Below are 16431 nucleotides of genomic sequence, written 5' to 3' on the forward strand. Positions count from 1 at the left end.
CCTGTGAAGTGGATCAGACGCCGAGCCAGCGTTGCAGAAGCTGCGGCTGGGCCTTCAGCTCCTGGGCTGGGCCCTCGTGCACGATGTGACCGTTGTTGATGATGTAGATGCGCTTGGCGAGCGCGAGCGTTGCCGCCAGGTTCTGCTCGACCAGCACGATGGTCTGGCCGGCGGCGGCGAGATCGCCGCATGCCCTGACGAGATCGCGGACGATCACGGGGGCAAGCCCCTCGAACGGCTCGTCCAGCAGGATGATCTTGGGATCGCGCACCAGCGCGCGCGCGATTGCCAGCATCTGCTGCTCGCCGCCGGAAAGCTCGTTGCCGCGATTGCCGCGCCGTTCCTTCAGCCGCGGAAACATCTCGTAGATGCGATCGAGCGGCCAGCGCTTCTCCGCGGTGAAGCCGGCAATGACGATGTTCTCCTCGACGGTGAGGCTGCCGAAGATGCGGCGTTCCTCGTGGACCAGCTGCATGCCGGCCCGCGCGATCCTGTGGCTGCGGCGCCCGGCGATGTCGGTGCCGTCGAAGATCACCGTGCCGCTGCGCGGCCTCACCACGCCCATCAGGCTCTTCAACGTCGTGCTCTTGCCGGCACCGTTGCGGCCGAGCAGCGCGACGACCTCGTGCCGCTCGACGCGCATGGCGACGTCGAACAGGATGTGCGAATCCCCGTAATAGCTGTTCAGGCCGTTGACCTCGATCAGGCTCATGCGGCGATCTCTCCATGCACGCCGCCGAGATAGGCTTCCTGCACGGCGGCGTTGGTCCTGATTTCCTCCGGCGTGCCCTCGAGCAGCACGCGGCCCTCCTGGAGCACGGTGACGCGCTCGACCAGCTCGAACAGCGAATCCATGTCGTGGTCGATGATGATCATGGTGCGGTCGCGCGCGATGGCCTTGAGCAGGCGCACGGTTTCAATCCTCTCACGCGGGCTCATGCCCGCGAGCGGCTCGTCGAGCAGCAGCAGCCGGGGCGAGGTGGCGAGTGCGAGCCCGATCTCCAGCCGGCGCTTCTCGCCATAGGCGAGCTCGGCAACCGGCGTGTCGGCCCGCGCGGCCAGATTGACGAGATGAAGCGTATGCTCGACCTGCCGCGACAGGCCCTTCACGGTGGAGAGCTTGCGGAACAGATCGAGGCGGAACTTGCCGCGCAATTTTGCGAGCGCCGCGATGGTCAGGTTCTGCCGCACGGTCAGGCCGGCGAAAAGCTGGTTGACCTGGTAGCTCTTGGTCAGGCCGAGCTGGCAGACATCGGTGATGCGCTGTCCCGTGATATCGCGGCCCTCGAACACGATGCGGCCCGAGGTCGGCGCGATCTCGCAGGTCAGCATCTTGAAGAAGGTCGACTTGCCGGCGCCGTTGGGGCCGATGATGCCGCGCAGCTCGCCATGATTGACGCTGAAGTCGAGGTCGCTGTTGGCGACGAGGCCGCCATAGCGCTTGGTCAGGCCGGTGGCTTGAAGGATTGGACCCGGACGGTGGTCGCGTTTGGTCCCCGCCGGCGCAGGAACGACAGGCGTTCGTTCCGCTATTTCGGCCTCCGCGGCGTGCTGGCCTGCTACGGCTGGCGCTTCCTCGGCCGGAGCCGCGGCCCGCTTGCCCGTGACGAAGCCGAAGAGGTTGATGAGTCCGCCGACGATGCCGCCGCGCAGGAAGCAGACCAAAGCCACGAAGACGACGCCGAGCACGAGCTTCCAGGCGGCCCCTAACCCCATCGCGGCCTGCAGGAAATCCTGGAGGAACAGCCAGACGGCAGCGCCGACTAGCGGGCCGAACAGCGTGCCGCGGCCGCCGATCGCGGTCTGCATCACGAGCTGGCCGGAGGTGTCGAACGTGAAGGCGTCCGGCGGCATGAAGGCTTGCAGCACGCCGAGCAGTCCGCCGGCAAAGCCGGCATAGGCGGCGGCGATCACGAAGGCGGTGAGCTTGTAGCCGTGGATGTTGTGGCCGACCGCGGTTGCGCGCAGCGGATTGTCGCGGATCGCGCTGAAGATCGCGCCGACCGGCGAGCGCACGATCCTGAGCGCGATTACGATGCCGATGAAGTAGCAGAGCGCGATGAACTGGTAGAGCGACCAGCCATCGGTGAAGTGAAGCGTAATGAAGCCGAGATCGAAGCTCGGCGTCGGCACGCCCGGCAGGCCGTTCTCGCCGCCGGTGAAGTCGGCCAGCGGATTGAACTCGACGAAGAAGAACACCTCCGCGATCGCCACCGTGATCATGGCGAAGTAGATGCCGGTACGGCGCAACGCGATCAATCCGACCAGGTAGCCGGTCGCAGCCGCGGCGATCATGCCGATGATCAGCGCGCCCAGCACGTTGCCGAAGCCGGCGCGGGTCAGAAGCCAGGCGGCGACGAAGCCGCCGGTGCCGTAGAAGGCAGACTGGCCGAACGACAACAGCCCGGTGAAGCCGAACAGGATGTCGAAGCCGAGGCCGAACAGGCCCCAGACCAGGATCCGGTTCACGGTGTTCGGCGCAAAGCCAAGATGGGGCAGCAGGACAGGTGCGACGATCAGGCCGGCCGCCGTCAGGATCTCGATCAGATAGGGAAGCTGCCTGGACTTCGCTTGCTTGGGCATCGGACCACTCATTCGCGCCCCTGCACGCCGAGCAGGCCATGCGGTCGCACCACAAGCACGAGCGTCATCGCAGCAAACAGCATCACATAGGCATAGCCGGGGTTGAACATGGAGGTGACGCTGATGATCTCGCCGGCGATCAGGCCGCCCAGAATGGCGCCCGGGAACGAGCCGACGCCGCCGATCACCACCACCACGAAGGTCTCGACCAAAATGTCGTCGCCGACGCCCGGTGTCAGCGACACCACCGGCGCGTTGATGATGCCGGCAAATCCAGCGGCCATCGCGCCGATGCCGAACACGACCATGAAGACGCGGTAGACGTCGATGCCGAGCGAATCCACCATCACGGAGTCCTCGATGCCGGCGCGCACGATCATGCCGAGTCGGGTCCGGTAGAGTACGAGGAACAGCGCGCCGAGCGCGACCGCGACGATGCCGACCACCGCGAGGCGATAGGTCGGATAGAACATGAAGCCGAGATTGGTGATGCCCTGGAACAACGGCGGGGGCGGGACGATCTGCGACTGGCTTGAGAAGATCAGCCGAACGATCTCGACGAAGCAGATGCCGAGACCGAAGGTGACGAGAAGCTGGTCTTCATGCGGACGCTGGTAGAAGTGGCGGATGATCACCCGCTCCATCGCGATGCCGAGGAGCATTACGAACAGCGAGCCCGCGATGACGGCGATGATGAACGAGTGGGTGTACTGAAAGGCGACGAAGCCGGCGTAGCCGCCGATCATGAACATCGCGCCATGCGCGAGGTTCAATACGCCGAGCGTGCCGTAGATGATGGTCAGGCCCGAACTGATCAGCGCGAGCAGCGCGCCGAGCGCGAGCCCGTTGAAGAGCTGGGAGATGAGATTGGGCCAACTGATCATGAGTGCGTCTTGATTCCGAGCCGCGCGAACCGACGCGCCGATCCGCAAAAGGCTGACGCCGCAGGCGTGGCAACTGCCCGCGGCGTCACAGGGGTCAACCCAGGTTCACGAGTACTCGCCGAGATGGCAGCCGAACGCGTCCGGCTTCTGCATCAGGCCCTCACTGGGGACGATCTCGACGACGTCGTAATAGTCCTCCTTGTTCTTCATGTCCTTTTCCATCTTGCCCTTGACGATGATGACAGGACGGACGCACTGATGGTCTTCCGCGCGATAATGGACGTCGCCGACGAAGGAGGGGATGGTCTCGCCCTTCTCATAGGCCTTGATGACGTCAGGCGGATAGAAGCTGCCGGCTTCCTCACACATGCGCGCCCAGTGCGCGAAGCTGACATAGGCGTTCTCGGCGCCCCACTCCGGCTTGTAGCCGTACTTCGCCGCGAAGGCGTCGTTGAACATCTTGGCGAGCGGGAACTTGTCCTCGATCGTCCACCAATAGTCGGTCGCGGCATAGACGCCCTGCATCAGGCCGCCGGTCTCGCGCGCGATGAACGGCACCTGGTAGGGAATCACGAGCTTCATCCTGTCGAGCACGCCGAACTGCTTGGCCTGCTGGGTCGAGAGAACGGCATCGTGGCCCCAGTTGACGTTGATGAGCACGTCGGCGCCGGAGTTCGCGACGTTGAGCAGATATGAGGAATAGTCGGGCGCGCCGAGTGGCGCGACCTGGTTCGTCGCGGTCGTCCATCCCGCGCTTGCCAGAGAATCCTGCATCGACTTCGTCACGGTGTGTCCGTAGGTGTAGTCGGGCGTGAGGTAAGCGGCCTTCTTGTTCTTGCCAAAGGCTTTGACCATCACCGGGCCGATCGCCGCGGCCGCCGTCTGGCCGAAGAAATCCTGGCGGAAGCCGTAGCGGACGCAATCCTTGCCGGTGGTGTCGTTCGAGCCGGAGATGCCGCACACGAAGAGCACCTTCTCGCGCTGCGCGAGCTTGTTCAAGGCGACTGCGACCGCGCTCGACGTGCCGCCGGTGATCATGATCGCCTTGTTCTCGCTGATGAAGCGCTGCTGCGCCTGCACCGCCTCGTTGGGCTTGGCGGCGGAATCGGCGACACCGAATTTCAGCTCCTTGCCGAGCACGCCCTTGCTGGTCTTGGGCGAGATCTTCTTGATCAGATCATGCCCGCTGTTGATGTGCTCGATCGCGAGCTGATAGCCCTTGAGCTCGTCCTCGCCCTGCACCGCATAGGTGCCGGTGCGCGGCACGGAGATGCCGATGAAGACAGAAGAGCCCGAGGCGCCCGCCGGATAGGTGCCGAGCGCGGGCTTGTCGTCGGCGAGCGCGGGCATCGCCGGCAGCAGCGAGCCGCCGATGATGCCGGCGCTGCCTTGCAGCAGGCGTCGGCGCGAAAGTCTTGAATTCAGGCCGCGGCTGATGAAGCTGTTTGTCATGATCAAGTTCCTCCCGAGCATGTTTGTTTGGGGGACGTGACCATCCATCGGCGCTGCTCCCGGCCTTGCCGGTTGCGCGTCGTGTCACATCCCCGTGTAGCTCTTGCCGCAAGCATTGCTTGTGATGTCTCGCTGTCAATTTCGCCTTTGGTCTAGGTGAGAAAATTGTCCCGCAAAAACATATCGTGTTACGATACATATTAGCCTTTATGAGTACGTACTCGATGGTTCGGCAGACGACATGACGCGGCAAACGAGAGTGGCAGGTGTCAGGAAGCGGCGGTCATGGCCGCGGAACTCGCGGCGGGCAGCGGCGGATGGTGACGGCCACCGGACCACGCCGCAGGCTCTCGACGCGTTTCGCGCGCCGGAGGCGCGCAATCGGCCGGACGGCTGGCGCAGCTCGCCGGCCGGTCAGTCGAACCTGGCGCCCGGCCCGATGAAGACGCCGAGCGTGCGCGCCCAGAACGTGCTCAAGGAGCTTGCGGTCGAGCTGACGGGTGAGCAGCCGCCGAAGGGAAGCTGGTCGCCGTCACGCGAGTTGCTGCTCGCGCTGACTGCCGAGCGTCTTGCGACCGCGCGCAATTGCGGCCCGCACACGACACGCGAGATCATCGCCTGGGCGCAGGGCTGCGGCGTCACGATCAAGCCGGCGGTCCGGCCCGGCGGATCACTGCCGGAGATGTGGACGCGGCTGATCGCCAACGCCGCATCCGGCGCACTCACCAGCACCGAGATCGCCGGCGCGTTGCAGCGGTCGATCCGGCGGCGAAGCGTGCGCATCCCGATCGCGTTCCAGATCATCCTGGTGAAGATCCTGCTCTCGAATTTTTCCAACTTCGAATAGGCGGGCGGATAGCTGTGCATCCGCGGTGCCGGCCGGTTGGTCCGGAGCTGGCCGCTTGCTAGCCTTGACCTATCCGCTCCTGTCGGCGGGTGGTGAGATCGAGGCGGACGGCACGGCATGGTTCAACCGAAGAAGACGACAACGCCGGCGCGGCCCGAGAGCGCGGCCATGCGCGAGGCCGACTATCAGGCGCTAGCGCAATTCCGCTACCAGGTGCGAACCTTCCTGGCCTTCAGCGAGGCCGCGGCCCGGCGCGCCGGTCTGGCGCCCCAGCAGCATCAGGCCCTCCTCGCGATCAAGGGGGCTGCCGGACCGCAAGATGCGACCATCGGCGACGTCGCGCGCTTCCTGCTGATCCGGCATCACACTGCGGTCGAGCTGATGAACCGGATGGCGAAGCTGAAGCTGATCACCCGGGTTGCCGATCCGCAGGATGCCAGGAAGGTCCGTCTCAAGCTGACAGCCAAGGGCGAACAGAAGCTGCGGGCGCTCTCAAAAATCCATCTCGAAGAGCTGCGCGCGGCAAGCCCGGCCCTGAGCAAGATCCTGCGATCATTCCGCACGAAGAGGCGTTAGGCCGCAGCACCCTGCGCCGCGAGCTGGGCGGCCTGATGCTCCGTGGTCAGGGCGTCGATCAGCTCGCCGAGCGCTTCGCCCGCGATCACCTGCGGCAGCTTATACAGCGTCAGATTGATGCGGTGGTCGGTGACGCGCCCCTGCGGAAAATTATAGGTGCGGATGCGCTCGCTGCGGTCGCCGGAGCCAACCTTCTCCTTGCGGTCGGCCGAGCGCGCCGCCTCGACACGCTGGCGTTCGGCGTCGTAGATGCGCGAGCGCAGGATGTTCATCGCGGACGCCCTGTTCTTGTGCTGCGAGCGGCTGTCCTGCATCATCACGACGATGCCGGTCGGGATGTGGGTGATGCGGATCGCCGATTCCGTCTTGTTGACGTGCTGGCCGCCGGCTCCTTGTGCGCGCATGGTCTCGATGCGCAGATCCTCGTTCTTGATGTCGACGTCGACATCCTCGACCTCCGGCAGCACCGCGACGGTCGCGGCGGAGGTATGGATGCGGCCTTGCGTCTCGGTGTCGGGCACGCGCTGCACGCGGTGCGCGCCGGATTCGAACTTCAGCTTGGAGAACGCACCGCGGCCCTGCACCTCGGCTATGATCTCCTTGTAGCCGCCGACGGTGCCTTCGCTCGCCGCGATCACCTCGACCTTCCAGCCCTGCAAGCCGGCAAAACGCTCGTACATCCGGAACAGGTCGCCGGCGAACAGCGAGGCCTCGTCGCCGCCGGTGCCGGCGCGGATTTCCAGCACCACGTTGCGGTCGTCCATGGCGTCCTTGGGTAACAGCGCCACGCGGATCTTCTGCACGAGATCCTCGATTCTAGGCGAGAGATCGTCGCGCTCTGCCTCGGCCATGCCGCGCATTTCGGCGTCGGTCGCGGGATCGGCGATCAGCGCCTCGGTATCGGCGAGCTCCTTCACCGCAGACCGATAGGTCTTCACCGCCTCGATCAACGGGCTGATCTCGGCGAGCTCGCGCGTGACCTGCACATAACGCTCGGAGGAGAGCTGGCCGAGCGACTCGGCCTCGAGCGAGGCATGATGTGCAAGGAGGACGTCCAGTTTGGCTTCGGGGAGTGACGACATCGATCAAGTCTCAGATGCAAAAAGGGGCAACGCGGGGCGGGTTTCGGACCGGCCCGCTACAACGACAGCCCTTCGGCCTCGGCAAATTGCGTCAGCTTCTGACGGATCGAGACGGTGCCGGTCGGCGCATCCAGGAGCGGATCGAGCATCGCGGCCGCCTTCTTGGCGTCGAGCTCGAGGACCATCGCCTTCACCGGCCCGAGCGCGGTCGCCGACAGTGACAGGGAGCGATAGCCCATCGCGATCAGCGCCAGCGCGCCGATCGGCTTGGACGCCATCTCGCCGCACAGCGAGACGGACTTCTGCGCGGCTTTGGACTTGCGCACGATCTCGCGCAGCACGCGCAGGATCGGTGCCGACATGGTGTCGAAGCGGTCCGAGACCTTGGCGTTGCCGCGATCGACCGCAAACAGGAACTGGAACAGATCGTTGGAGCCGACCGAGATGAAATCGACCTTCTTCAGGAGCTCGTCGAGCTGGTAGAGCAGCGCCGGCACCTCGACCATGGTGCCGATGTCGATGCGCTCCGGCAGCGTGTGGCCGTGCTGGCGCAGATATGTCAGCTCGCGCTCGACCAGCGCCTTCGCCGAATCGAATTCGGCGACCTCGGAGATCATCGGGAACATCACGCGCAGCGCCCGGCCGCCGCCGGCGCGCAAGAGCGCGCGGATCTGGCCGCGCAGCAGGCCGGGGCGGTCCAGGCCAAGCCGGATCGCGCGCCAGCCGAGCGCGGGATTCTCCTCGATCACCGCCTCCATATAGGGCAGCGCCTTGTCGCCACCGATGTCGAGGGTGCGGAAGGTGACGGGCTTGGTGCCGGCGGCATCGAGCACGGTACGATAGAGCGCGAGCTGGTCGCTGGTGCGCGGCAGGCTCTGGCCGACCATGAATTGCAGCTCGGTCCGGAACAGGCCGATGCCGGCGCTGCCGGTGTCGTCGATATGCGGCAGGTCGATGGCGAGACCCGCGTTGATCATCAGCTCGACCGCCTCGCCGTCCTTGGTGACGCAGGGCCGGTCGCGCAGTGCCAGATACTGCGCCTGGCGCCGCGCGCGGAAGCGCACGCGCTCCGCATAGGCCGCCTCGATCTCCTGCGAGGGTCGTACATAGATCGAGCCCGAGGTGCCGTCGACGATGATGGCGTCGCCGGGATCGGCAATACCCGGCGCGTTCGGCACCTCGCCGACCGCGGGGATGCCGAGCGCACGCGCCACGATCGAGACGTGCGAGTTTGCGGTGCCTTCCTCCAGCACGATGCCGCGCAGCCGCTTGCGGTCGTAGTCGAGCAGCGCCGCCGGTCCCATCGCGCGTGCAATGACGATGGCGTTGTCGGGCAGTTGCTCGCGTGACGGCGCGTGATCCTGGCCGACGAGCTGCCGCATCAGGCGGTAGCCGAGGTCTTCGAGATCGTGCAGGCGGTCGCGCAAATAGGGATCGGTGGAGCGCAGCATGCGCGCGCGGGTGTCGGACTGCACGCGCTCGACGGCAGCTTCCGCGGTGAGGCCGGTCGCCACCGCTTCATGCAGCTTGTGCGACCAGCCCTGGTCGTTGGCGAACATGCGGTAGGCTTCCAGCACGTCGCGGTGCTCGCCGCCCTCGGCGACGTCGCCGCGCTCCAGCATGCGGTCGAGATCGGAGCGCAGCTTGGCGAGCGCGGTGTCGAGCCGCTTGATTTCCTTCGGCAGGTCCTCGGCAATGTAGTCCTTGATGACGACGCGCGGTTCGTGCAGCACGACATGGCCAAGCGCGATGCCCTCCGACAGGATCGCACCGACCTTTTGCGCGGAATGGCGCGCGGCCGGTTCGAGGCCGGGCTGGGCGAGCGCGGACAATTCGCCCGAGGCGATCAGCTCCGCCAGCACCATTGCGGTGGTCTGGAGCGCCTCCAACTCCTCCTCGACATAATTGCGCTTGGCGCGGTTCTGCACCACCAGCACGCCGAGCGTGTTGCCGGCGCGCAGAATCGGCACGCCGAGGAAGGAGTGGTAGATTTCTTCGCCGGTCTCGGGACGGAACGAGAAGGCCGGATGACTCTGGGCGTCGCTGAGGTTGAGCGGGGTCGCCTCGCTGGCGACGAGGCCGACCAGGCCCTCATGGGCGCTCAGCACGGTATGGTGCACGGCCTCGCGGTTGAGGCCTTCGGTGGCGTAGAGCTCGAGGGTATTGTCGACGCGCAGCACATAGACCGAGCACACCTCGGCCACCATGTTGGCAGCGATCAGCACCACGATCTTGTCCAGCCGCTCCTGGGCCGAGACCTGCTCCGCCATGGTTTCGCGGAGCCGTCTCAACAAGACGCGGGGACCTCCCGACGCGCTCCGCATGTGCCGTCAATCTCCTCCATCTGCCTGGCCCGGCGGGGTAGCCGGCGGCTGGCCCAAAACTCCAGAGAAACAACAAATTTGCTCTTCCGGCGTCGGCACGAGCCCAAATCTTTTCAGATTTAGCGCCTGCGCCGAATCGGCACCGCCTGAACTGGGGCACAGTCTGCGGCAGCCCACCCTGTTCGCCGTATAGCGAATTGAGGCTTGTTTTGCCAAGCAAAACGCCTGCCAAACGCGAAGGTGTGTACACCTTCGCGTTTGCTGCGGTCGCTAACAGAAAATTCGTCTAAACCTGATCGAGACCGTAGAGCGTGTGCAGGGTTCGCACCGCAAGCTCGGTATAGGCGGTGTCGATCAAAACCGAGAATTTGATCTCGGAGGTTGTGATGGCGCGGATGTTGATATTCCGTGCCGCGAGGGCCGAGAACGCCTGGGCGGCGACGCCGGCATGGCTGCGCATGCCGCTGCCGATCACGGAGATTTTGGCGACGTCGGTGGCGCTATCGAGCCGCGCATAGCCGATCTTGGCCTTGGCGGCGGCGATCGTGTCCCTGGCGCGGGCGTAGTCGGTCGCCGGCACCGTGAAGGTCAGGTCCGTGGTCTTGCCGTCCTCGGAGACGTTCTGGACGATCATGTCGACGTTGATGTTGGCGTCCGCGAGCGGCCCGAAGATCGAGGCGGCGACACCCGGCTTGTCCTCGATCTGGCGCACCGAGATCTGGGCCTCGTCCTTGGAGAAGGCGATGCCGGTGACGACGTGGTTTTCCATGATCTCCTCCTCGCTGCAGATCAGCGTGCCGGGCGGCTGGTTGGCATGCGGGTCGATGTCCTCGGGCTTGTCGAAGCTCGACCGGACGAAGATCGGCATGTTGTGGACCATGCCGAGTTCCACCGAGCGGACCTGGAGCACCTTGGCGCCCTGGGAGGCAAGTTCCAGCATGTCCTCGAACGCGATCTTGTCGAGCCGGCGCGCTTTCGGCACGATGCGCGGGTCGGTGGTGTAGACGCCATCGACATCCGTGTAGATGTCGCAGCGGTCTGCCTTGACGGCGGCGGCGATCGCGACCGCCGAAGTGTCGGAGCCGCCGCGGCCGAGCGTGGTGATTCGGCCGGTCTCGGGATTGATGCCCTGGAAGCCGGCGATGACCGCGACCTCCTTGCGCTCCTTGAAACGGTTGATGATCTCGTTGCCGTCGATGTCCTCGATGCGGGCCGAGGCATGGGCGTCGCTGGTCTTGATCGGGATCTGCCAGCCCTGCCAGGAGCGGGCCTGGATGCCCAGGCCCTGGAGCACGATGGCCAGCAAGCCCGACGTCACCTGCTCGCCGGAGGCGACCACGGCGTCATATTCACGCGCATCGTGCATGGGCGAAGCTTCGGTACACCAGGCGACCAGCTCGTTTGTCTTGCCGGACATCGCCGAGACCACCACGGCAACCTCGTGGCCGGCGTCGACCTCACGCTTCACATGGCGTGCGACGTTGCGGATACGTTCAATATTGGCGACGGATGTGCCGCCGAATTTCATCACGAGGCGGCTCATGACGACGCGTGCATTCCCTCTTGAGGATCAGTATGGTGGCCCGCGCTGGACGGGGTAGCTACCGACCGCGCGTATACAGAGCGGCGGGGCCGGGGGCAAGCCGGTTCCTGACGGACCCGTCGGGGCGGGGAATGGGTTAATCGAGGTTATGGCGCGTTATATCGACAAGATCCTGCAGCCCGGCGAGAAGGTGCTGTATTCGACCAATGCGCACTGGATCTTCTATTCCCCGGCGATTCTGGCCTGGATCGTGGCCCTGGTCCTGCTTCTGATGTCCCGGCAGACGACCACCGAGGGCCTCGTGCTGCTGTGCCTCACGGCCGGTGGCCTGGTGGCACTGGGCGCCCTCTATTGGACACTGAAGGGCTGGTTCCACCGCTTCACCACCGAAACCGACGTGACCAATTTCAGGGTTGTGCATAAGACCGGGTTCATCACCCGAAAGACCTTTGAAATGAGCCTCGACAAGGTCGAAAGTGTCGATGTCGACCAGACCATTCTGGGTCGCATCTTCAACTACGGCGATGTGACGATCCGCGGCGTGGGCGAGGGGATCGAGAAGATCCAGACCATCGCGTCCCCACTTGCCTTCCGCAATTCGATCACCGTGCGGTAGGACGGCGCGTTTTCATGAGCATGCAGCAGAATAGTTCCGCCACCACGATTGTTAGCCAGTCCTCGACCGTCGACGCCGGCGAGGTCGCCAAGTTCTCAAAGCTCTCCGCCGAGTGGTGGGACCCCAACGGCAAGATGGCCCCGCTGCACAAGATCAATCCGCTGCGGCTCGGCTATATCCGCGACGCCGCCTGCCGCAAGTTCGAGCGCAACGTGCGCAGCCTCAACTGCCTCGGAGGTCTGCGCGTGCTCGACATCGGCTGCGGTGCCGGGCTGCTCTGCGAGCCGCTGTCGCGGCTCGGGGCGCAGGTCATCGGCATCGATCCTTCGGCAAGCAACATCGCGGCTGCAAAGCTGCATGCCGACAAGGGGCATCTGTCGATCGACTATCGCTGCACCACGGTCGAGGAGGTCGATCCGCGCGAGCGCTTCGACATCGTGCTGGCGATGGAGGTGGTGGAGCACGTCACCGACGTCGGCGTCTTCCTGAGCCGCTGCGCCGCCATGCTGAAGCCGAACGGGCTGATGGTGGTCTCGACGCTGAACCGCAACTGGAAGAGCTTTGCGCTCGCCATCGTCGGCGCCGAATACGTGCTGCGCTGGCTGCCGCGCGGCACCCATGAGTGGAGCAAGTTCGTCACCCCCGACGAACTCGCCAAATATCTGCTCGACAACCGCCTCGTCATCACCGAGCAGACCGGCGTCGTCTACTCGCCCTTCGCCGACAGATGGAGCCTCTCGTCCGACATGGACGTGAACTACATGGTCGTGGCGGAAGGGATGGTGTGATGCCGAGCTGCCTGTAGGAGCCGAGCTGTCCCAGCAAAACAGGTGTCGTCCCCGCGAAGGCGGGGACCCATAACCCCAGGGAGAAGTTGTGGCGCGAAACTGGTAACCACGAGTCTTCGCCAAACCACTCCCTGGGATTATGGGTCCCGGGCTCGCGGTTCGCGCGCCCCGGGACGACGCTGGAGTTTGTGGCGAGAGCATCGCTCCTATGACGTGGGCGTGATTGACCTGCCTCGTGGCGAGCGGCAACTTGGCCGCAATCTTCCCCGCATCGTCGCTCCCCGCCCATGTTCACCGTCACCAGCCTTTGGATTCCCTTCACCGTCATTGCCGCACTCGGGCAGGTGGCGCGCAACGCGATGCAGCGGTCGCTGACGAAGCCGCTGGGCACCTGGGGCGCGACCAACATCCGCTTCCTGTTCGGCTTTCCGTTCTCGGTGCTTTTCCTGGCCGTCGTGCTGGTCGTCTCGGGCGATCATCTGAGCGCGCCGCCGTCCGTGTTCTGGCCGTGGCTGCTGTTAGGGGCGCTCAGCCAGATCGTCGCCACCGGATTGATGCTGCTCGCCATGAACGATCGGTCGTTCGTGGTGACGACGGCTTACCTGAAGACCGAAGCGATCCAGACCGCGATCTTCGGCTTCGTCTTCCTCGGTGATCACCTGACCTGGCTCAAGGTGCTGGCAATCGTGATCGCGACCGTCGGCGTCGTCATCACCGCGCTGCGTCCCGGCGGCGAGAAGAGTTTTGCCGAATTGAAGCCGACCATCATCGGCCTCGTTGCCGCGGCGGCGTTCGCGCTGTCAGCCGTCGGCTTCCGCGGCGCGATCATCGCGGTGCCCGGCGTCTCCTTCGTGACGGCGTCCTCGTTCACGCTCGTGCTGGGCCTGTTCGTGCAGACGCTGATCCTGACGGTCTACCTGCTCTGGCGCGCACCCAAGATCCTGCGTGCCATCCTCGGCCTCTGGAAGCCGTCGCTGCTCGCCGGTTTCATGGGCGCCTTCGCCTCGCAATTCTGGTTCCTGTCCTTCGCGCTGACCGCCGCGGCCAATGTCCGCACGCTCGCACTGATCGAGGTGCTGTTCGCGCAGGGCGTAGCCTACTACTCGTTCAAGCAGCCGGTTTCGCCGCGCGAAATCTTTGGAATCGTGCTGATCGTGGTCGGCGTGGCGATACTGGTCGGTGCCTAGTTCCGGTCTTCCGGCAGCACCGGCAGCGGCGACACCTCGATGCCTTCATCGATCAGCGCCTTGGCTTCATCGGGCGAGGCCTCGCCGTAGATCGGGCGGTGCTCCTTGTCGCCGTAATGCATGGCGCGGGCTTCATTCGGGAAGCGCTCGCCGACATTGTCGGCATGCTTCACGATGTGGTCGCGCAATTCCTTCAGCTTGGTGCGCAGCTCGCGCTCCTGCGCCATCATCAGCGAGGCCGGCTGCTGCGGCGTGACCTCGGTCGCGGGCGCGGGTGCCGGGGTTGGCTCGGGAGCGCGCTCGCGGCCCTTCTTGCCGACGATGCGTGGCGCCATGATCGCCTTGTCGACCTTGGCCGAGCCGCAGATCGGGCAGGTCACGAGCTTGCGCTTGACCTGCTGGTCGTAAGCCGACGAGCTCTGGAACCAGCTTTCGAACGCGTGGTCCCGCTCGCAGCGGAGCGCATAGCGGATCATGCCGATCCCCGTACCAGATGCAGATGATCAGGGCCGGCCTTCGGATCGGCGACGCCGAAGCGGCGGCCGTGTTGCAGCGATGGAATCGCCTTTCGCGCGGTGTCGACCTTGGCCGGATCGATCTTGGCCATGATGATGCCTGGCTCGACATCGCCTTCGGCGAGGATTTCGCCCCAGGGATCGATGATCAAGGAGTGACCATAGGTCTCGCGCTTGTTCTCGTGCAGGCCGGCCTGCGCCGCGGCAAATACGAAGCACCCGGTCTCGATCGCGCGCGAGCGGAGCAGCACATGCCAATGCGCTTCGCCGGTCTTGCGGGTGAAGGCGGAGGGTACGGTGATGAACGACGCGCCAGCCTCTGCCAGCGCGCGATAAAGCGCGGGGAAGCGCACGTCGTAGCAGATCGTGAGCCCGACACGGCCCCAGGGCAGGTCGGAGATGACAGCAGTCTCGCCCGGCTGGTAGTTGGCGGATTCGCGATAGCTCTCGCCGTCCGGCAGCTCGATGTCGAACATGTGGATCTTGTCGTAGCTCGCCAGCAGATTGCCGTCGGGGCCGATCAGGAAGGAGCGGTTGACCGCCTTCTCCGGCGAGTAGCGTAGCGCCAGCGAGCCGATATGCAGATGGATCTTCAATTCGGCGGCGAGCGCGCGATAGGCTTTCAGCGACTTGTCGTCCTCTTCGCTGGCGAGGTGATCGAACAGCGCCTTGCGGTTCAGCTGCATCATGTTGCTGACTTCGGGCGTCTGCACGTAATTCGCGCCGTTCGCCGCCGCCTTTCGAATCAGCTTGCTTGCCTGCTCGAAGCTCGGTTCAGGCAGAAGGCCGGTGCGCATCTGCACCATGGCGGCGGTGAAGGTACGATCCTGATTCTGGCTCATGAGACGGCCTTGACGCTTTCGAGCAGCGCATCGAGCTTGCCTTCGCGATCGAGCGAATAGAGCTCGTCGCAACCGCCGACATGCTTCTCGCCGATCCAGATCTGCGGGAATGTCGAGCCGTCGCCCGCACGGTCATACATCTCCTGGCGCCACGACGGGTTCTTGGCGATGTCGAACTCGGTGAAGGCGGCCTTCTTGCGGGCCAACAGCGACCTGGCCGCGGAACAATAGCCGCAGCCCGGCCTCGTATAGATCTCGACAGCAGTGCTCATCTCGCCTGATGCTCTCAATTCATGAATTGATCGAATTATATGGGACGTGACCCGGTCTCCACAACCCGGGCAAAGACCAGTGCGTCGACGTGCGCTGCCTTGGCGCGGAGCAAGGCCCGGGCGCAGGCATCCAGCGTCGCGCCGGAAGTCAAGACGTCATCTATGAGGACAATACGCCGGCCCTGCACCTCGGCCTGGTGGTCGGCAGATACCTGGAATGCGCCCTGCACATTGGTGGCGCGCTGGGCGCGCGACAGCCCGATCTGCTGCTCCGTGGCGCGGATCCGGCGCAGGATGTCGCCTTTCACCTTGACCCCGGTCTGGCGCTCGATCACGCGGGCCAGCGCGCCCGACTGGTTGTAGCGGCGGCGCCAGGCCCGCCGCCAATGCAGCGGCACCGGGACCAGCATGTCGGCCTCGCCGAGCAGCTCGCGCCCCGCGCGCGCCATCCAGCGGCCCATGGCCGGCGCAAGGTCGGTGCGGTCCTGGTATTTCAGCGAATGTACCAGCGTGCGCGCGACGTCGTCATAGCGCACCGCGGCGCGCGCCCGATGATAGGCGGGCGGGCTCGCAATCGCCTCCATCGACAGCATCTCGGGGCCGGGATCATAGACAAAGGGGATGCCGAGCCGCGGACAGTAGGGCGGGGCGATGAACGACAGTTTTGCCCAGCAGGCCGCACAGACGCCCTCGCCATCGACCGGCTCGCGGCAGGACACGCACAGGGTCGGCAGCGCGATATCGAGCGCGAGCCTAGCCGCGCGCGACAGCATGCGGTGCCCGGCCGTCCATGTGGCGCGTAGAGATGCGGATATGGAACGGTTGGGGGCGCTGGCGGATTCCATGGGCGAGAGGCTAGCGCTACGCCGCAGAGGGCTCAAGCCGCGCTCCGGTCTCTTGCCCCGGACGCAGCGCAGCGC

16 protein-coding genes are annotated in these 16431 nt (G+C 65.2%); 5 read left to right on the forward strand and 11 right to left on the reverse strand.

Annotated elements, in window-relative coordinates:
- Positions 1-13: 13 nt before the first annotated feature.
- The 4 genes from NLN62_RS19375 to NLN62_RS19390 all read right to left on the reverse strand — a co-directional run bounded on the left by NLN62_RS19375 (position 14) and on the right by NLN62_RS19390 (position 4919).
- On the reverse strand, positions 14-712 hold the full coding sequence (locus NLN62_RS19375; protein WP_254109856.1) for an ABC transporter ATP-binding protein: 699 nt from the start codon (positions 710-712) through the stop codon (positions 14-16).
- Positions 709-2583, reverse strand: coding sequence for an ATP-binding cassette domain-containing protein (locus tag NLN62_RS19380; protein WP_254109857.1), 1875 nt, complete (start codon positions 2581-2583; stop codon positions 709-711). Before NLN62_RS19380 ends, NLN62_RS19375 begins: the two co-directional genes overlap by 4 nt.
- 8 nt (positions 2584-2591) lie before the next feature.
- Positions 2592-3467, reverse strand: a complete 876-nt coding sequence (locus NLN62_RS19385) for a branched-chain amino acid ABC transporter permease (protein ID WP_027524047.1) — start codon at positions 3465-3467, stop codon at positions 2592-2594.
- 105 nt (positions 3468-3572) lie between these two features.
- Entirely contained in the window at positions 3573-4919 is a 1347-nt protein-coding gene (locus NLN62_RS19390; RefSeq protein WP_254109858.1) for a substrate-binding protein, read from the reverse strand.
- 241 nt (positions 4920-5160) lie between these two features.
- On the opposite strand from NLN62_RS19390, the gene NLN62_RS19395 reads away from it, so the two are divergent.
- Both NLN62_RS19395 and NLN62_RS19400 read left to right on the forward strand, forming a co-directional pair.
- Positions 5161-5766 (forward strand): hypothetical protein, encoded by a 606-nt coding sequence (locus NLN62_RS19395; RefSeq protein WP_254109859.1) that lies wholly within the window; start codon positions 5161-5163, stop codon positions 5764-5766.
- Positions 5767-5883: 117 nt separating this feature from the next.
- Positions 5884-6342, forward strand: a complete 459-nt coding sequence (locus NLN62_RS19400; RefSeq protein WP_254109860.1) for a MarR family winged helix-turn-helix transcriptional regulator — start codon at positions 5884-5886, stop codon at positions 6340-6342.
- Here NLN62_RS19400 and prfA read toward each other — a convergent pair.
- The 3 genes from prfA to NLN62_RS19415 form a co-directional block, all read right to left on the reverse strand.
- The gene (gene prfA / locus NLN62_RS19405; protein WP_254109861.1) at positions 6339-7424 is read right to left on the reverse strand and encodes a peptide chain release factor 1; all 1086 of its coding nucleotides are present in this window, start codon (positions 7422-7424) and stop codon (positions 6339-6341) included. The two genes, NLN62_RS19400 and prfA, sit on opposite strands and share 4 nt — an antisense overlap.
- Before the next feature lie 56 nt (positions 7425-7480).
- Positions 7481-9748 carry a phosphoenolpyruvate--protein phosphotransferase gene (ptsP, locus tag NLN62_RS19410; RefSeq protein WP_027524052.1) on the reverse strand — a complete coding sequence of 756 codons (2268 nt, stop codon included), beginning with the start codon at positions 9746-9748 and terminating at the stop codon, positions 7481-7483.
- 286 nt (positions 9749-10034) lie between these two features.
- Complete coding sequence (locus NLN62_RS19415; RefSeq protein WP_254109862.1) at positions 10035-11291, reverse strand: aspartate kinase; 1257 nt, start codon at positions 11289-11291, stop codon at positions 10035-10037.
- Between the two features lie 148 nt (positions 11292-11439).
- Between NLN62_RS19415 and NLN62_RS19420 the strand changes: the two genes are divergently transcribed.
- The 3 genes from NLN62_RS19420 (at position 11440) to NLN62_RS19430 (ending at position 13882) form a co-directional block, all read left to right on the forward strand.
- Positions 11440-11907, forward strand: coding sequence for a PH domain-containing protein (locus tag NLN62_RS19420; RefSeq protein WP_027524054.1), 468 nt, complete (start codon positions 11440-11442; stop codon positions 11905-11907).
- Between the two features lie 14 nt (positions 11908-11921).
- Complete coding sequence (ubiG, locus tag NLN62_RS19425; RefSeq protein WP_254109863.1) at positions 11922-12695, forward strand: bifunctional 2-polyprenyl-6-hydroxyphenol methylase/3-demethylubiquinol 3-O-methyltransferase UbiG; 774 nt, start codon at positions 11922-11924, stop codon at positions 12693-12695.
- A gap of 287 nt (positions 12696-12982) precedes the next feature.
- On the forward strand, positions 12983-13882 hold the full coding sequence (locus NLN62_RS19430) for an EamA family transporter (protein WP_254109864.1): 900 nt from the start codon (positions 12983-12985) through the stop codon (positions 13880-13882).
- Here NLN62_RS19430 and NLN62_RS19435 read toward each other — a convergent pair.
- The 4 genes from NLN62_RS19435 to NLN62_RS19450 are packed head-to-tail and all read right to left on the reverse strand — an operon-like array spanning position 13879 to position 16356.
- Positions 13879-14358, reverse strand: a complete 480-nt coding sequence (locus NLN62_RS19435) for a DUF1178 family protein (protein ID WP_027524057.1) — start codon at positions 14356-14358, stop codon at positions 13879-13881. The genes NLN62_RS19430 and NLN62_RS19435 overlap by 4 nt on opposite strands.
- Positions 14355-15239 carry a carbon-nitrogen hydrolase family protein gene (locus tag NLN62_RS19440; RefSeq protein WP_254109865.1) on the reverse strand — a complete coding sequence of 295 codons (885 nt, stop codon included), beginning with the start codon at positions 15237-15239 and terminating at the stop codon, positions 14355-14357. The genes NLN62_RS19435 and NLN62_RS19440 overlap by 4 nt, the downstream gene beginning before the upstream one ends.
- Positions 15236-15511, reverse strand: coding sequence for a glutaredoxin 3 (gene grxC, locus NLN62_RS19445; protein WP_254109866.1), 276 nt, complete (start codon positions 15509-15511; stop codon positions 15236-15238). The genes NLN62_RS19440 and grxC overlap by 4 nt, the downstream gene beginning before the upstream one ends.
- 35 nt (positions 15512-15546) lie before the next feature.
- Positions 15547-16356, reverse strand: coding sequence for a ComF family protein (locus NLN62_RS19450; protein WP_254109867.1), 810 nt, complete (start codon positions 16354-16356; stop codon positions 15547-15549).
- Positions 16357-16431 lie beyond the last annotated feature (75 nt).

Origin of the sequence: Bradyrhizobium sp. CCGUVB23, from assembly GCF_024199885.1 — a bacterium.
In the GTDB taxonomy this organism is placed as follows: domain Bacteria; phylum Pseudomonadota; class Alphaproteobacteria; order Rhizobiales; family Xanthobacteraceae; genus Bradyrhizobium.

What these genes read in the sequence shown, in the direction of transcription:
- NLN62_RS19375 (WP_254109856.1), bottom strand. Translation starts at nt 712, where the DNA reads ATGAGCCTGATCGAGGTCAACGGCCTGAACAGCTATTACGGGGATTCG.
- NLN62_RS19380 (WP_254109857.1), bottom strand. Translation starts at nt 2,583, where the DNA reads ATGCCCAAGCAAGCGAAGTCCAGGCAGCTTCCCTATCTGATCGAGATC.
- NLN62_RS19385 (WP_027524047.1), bottom strand. Translation starts at nt 3,467, where the DNA reads ATGATCAGTTGGCCCAATCTCATCTCCCAGCTCTTCAACGGGCTCGCG.
- NLN62_RS19390 (WP_254109858.1), bottom strand. Translation starts at nt 4,919, where the DNA reads ATGACAAACAGCTTCATCAGCCGCGGCCTGAATTCAAGACTTTCGCGC.
- NLN62_RS19395 (WP_254109859.1), top strand. Translation starts at nt 5,161, where the DNA reads ATGACGCGGCAAACGAGAGTGGCAGGTGTCAGGAAGCGGCGGTCATGG.
- NLN62_RS19400 (WP_254109860.1), top strand. Translation starts at nt 5,884, where the DNA reads ATGGTTCAACCGAAGAAGACGACAACGCCGGCGCGGCCCGAGAGCGCG.
- prfA (WP_254109861.1), bottom strand. Translation starts at nt 7,424, where the DNA reads ATGTCGTCACTCCCCGAAGCCAAACTGGACGTCCTCCTTGCACATCAT.
- ptsP (WP_027524052.1), bottom strand. Translation starts at nt 9,748, where the DNA reads ATGCGGAGCGCGTCGGGAGGTCCCCGCGTCTTGTTGAGACGGCTCCGC.
- NLN62_RS19415 (WP_254109862.1), bottom strand. Translation starts at nt 11,291, where the DNA reads ATGAGCCGCCTCGTGATGAAATTCGGCGGCACATCCGTCGCCAATATT.
- NLN62_RS19420 (WP_027524054.1), top strand. Translation starts at nt 11,440, where the DNA reads ATGGCGCGTTATATCGACAAGATCCTGCAGCCCGGCGAGAAGGTGCTG.
- ubiG (WP_254109863.1), top strand. Translation starts at nt 11,922, where the DNA reads ATGAGCATGCAGCAGAATAGTTCCGCCACCACGATTGTTAGCCAGTCC.
- NLN62_RS19430 (WP_254109864.1), top strand. Translation starts at nt 12,983, where the DNA reads ATGTTCACCGTCACCAGCCTTTGGATTCCCTTCACCGTCATTGCCGCA.
- NLN62_RS19435 (WP_027524057.1), bottom strand. Translation starts at nt 14,358, where the DNA reads ATGATCCGCTATGCGCTCCGCTGCGAGCGGGACCACGCGTTCGAAAGC.
- NLN62_RS19440 (WP_254109865.1), bottom strand. Translation starts at nt 15,239, where the DNA reads ATGAGCCAGAATCAGGATCGTACCTTCACCGCCGCCATGGTGCAGATG.
- grxC (WP_254109866.1), bottom strand. Translation starts at nt 15,511, where the DNA reads ATGAGCACTGCTGTCGAGATCTATACGAGGCCGGGCTGCGGCTATTGT.
- NLN62_RS19450 (WP_254109867.1), bottom strand. Translation starts at nt 16,356, where the DNA reads ATGGAATCCGCCAGCGCCCCCAACCGTTCCATATCCGCATCTCTACGC.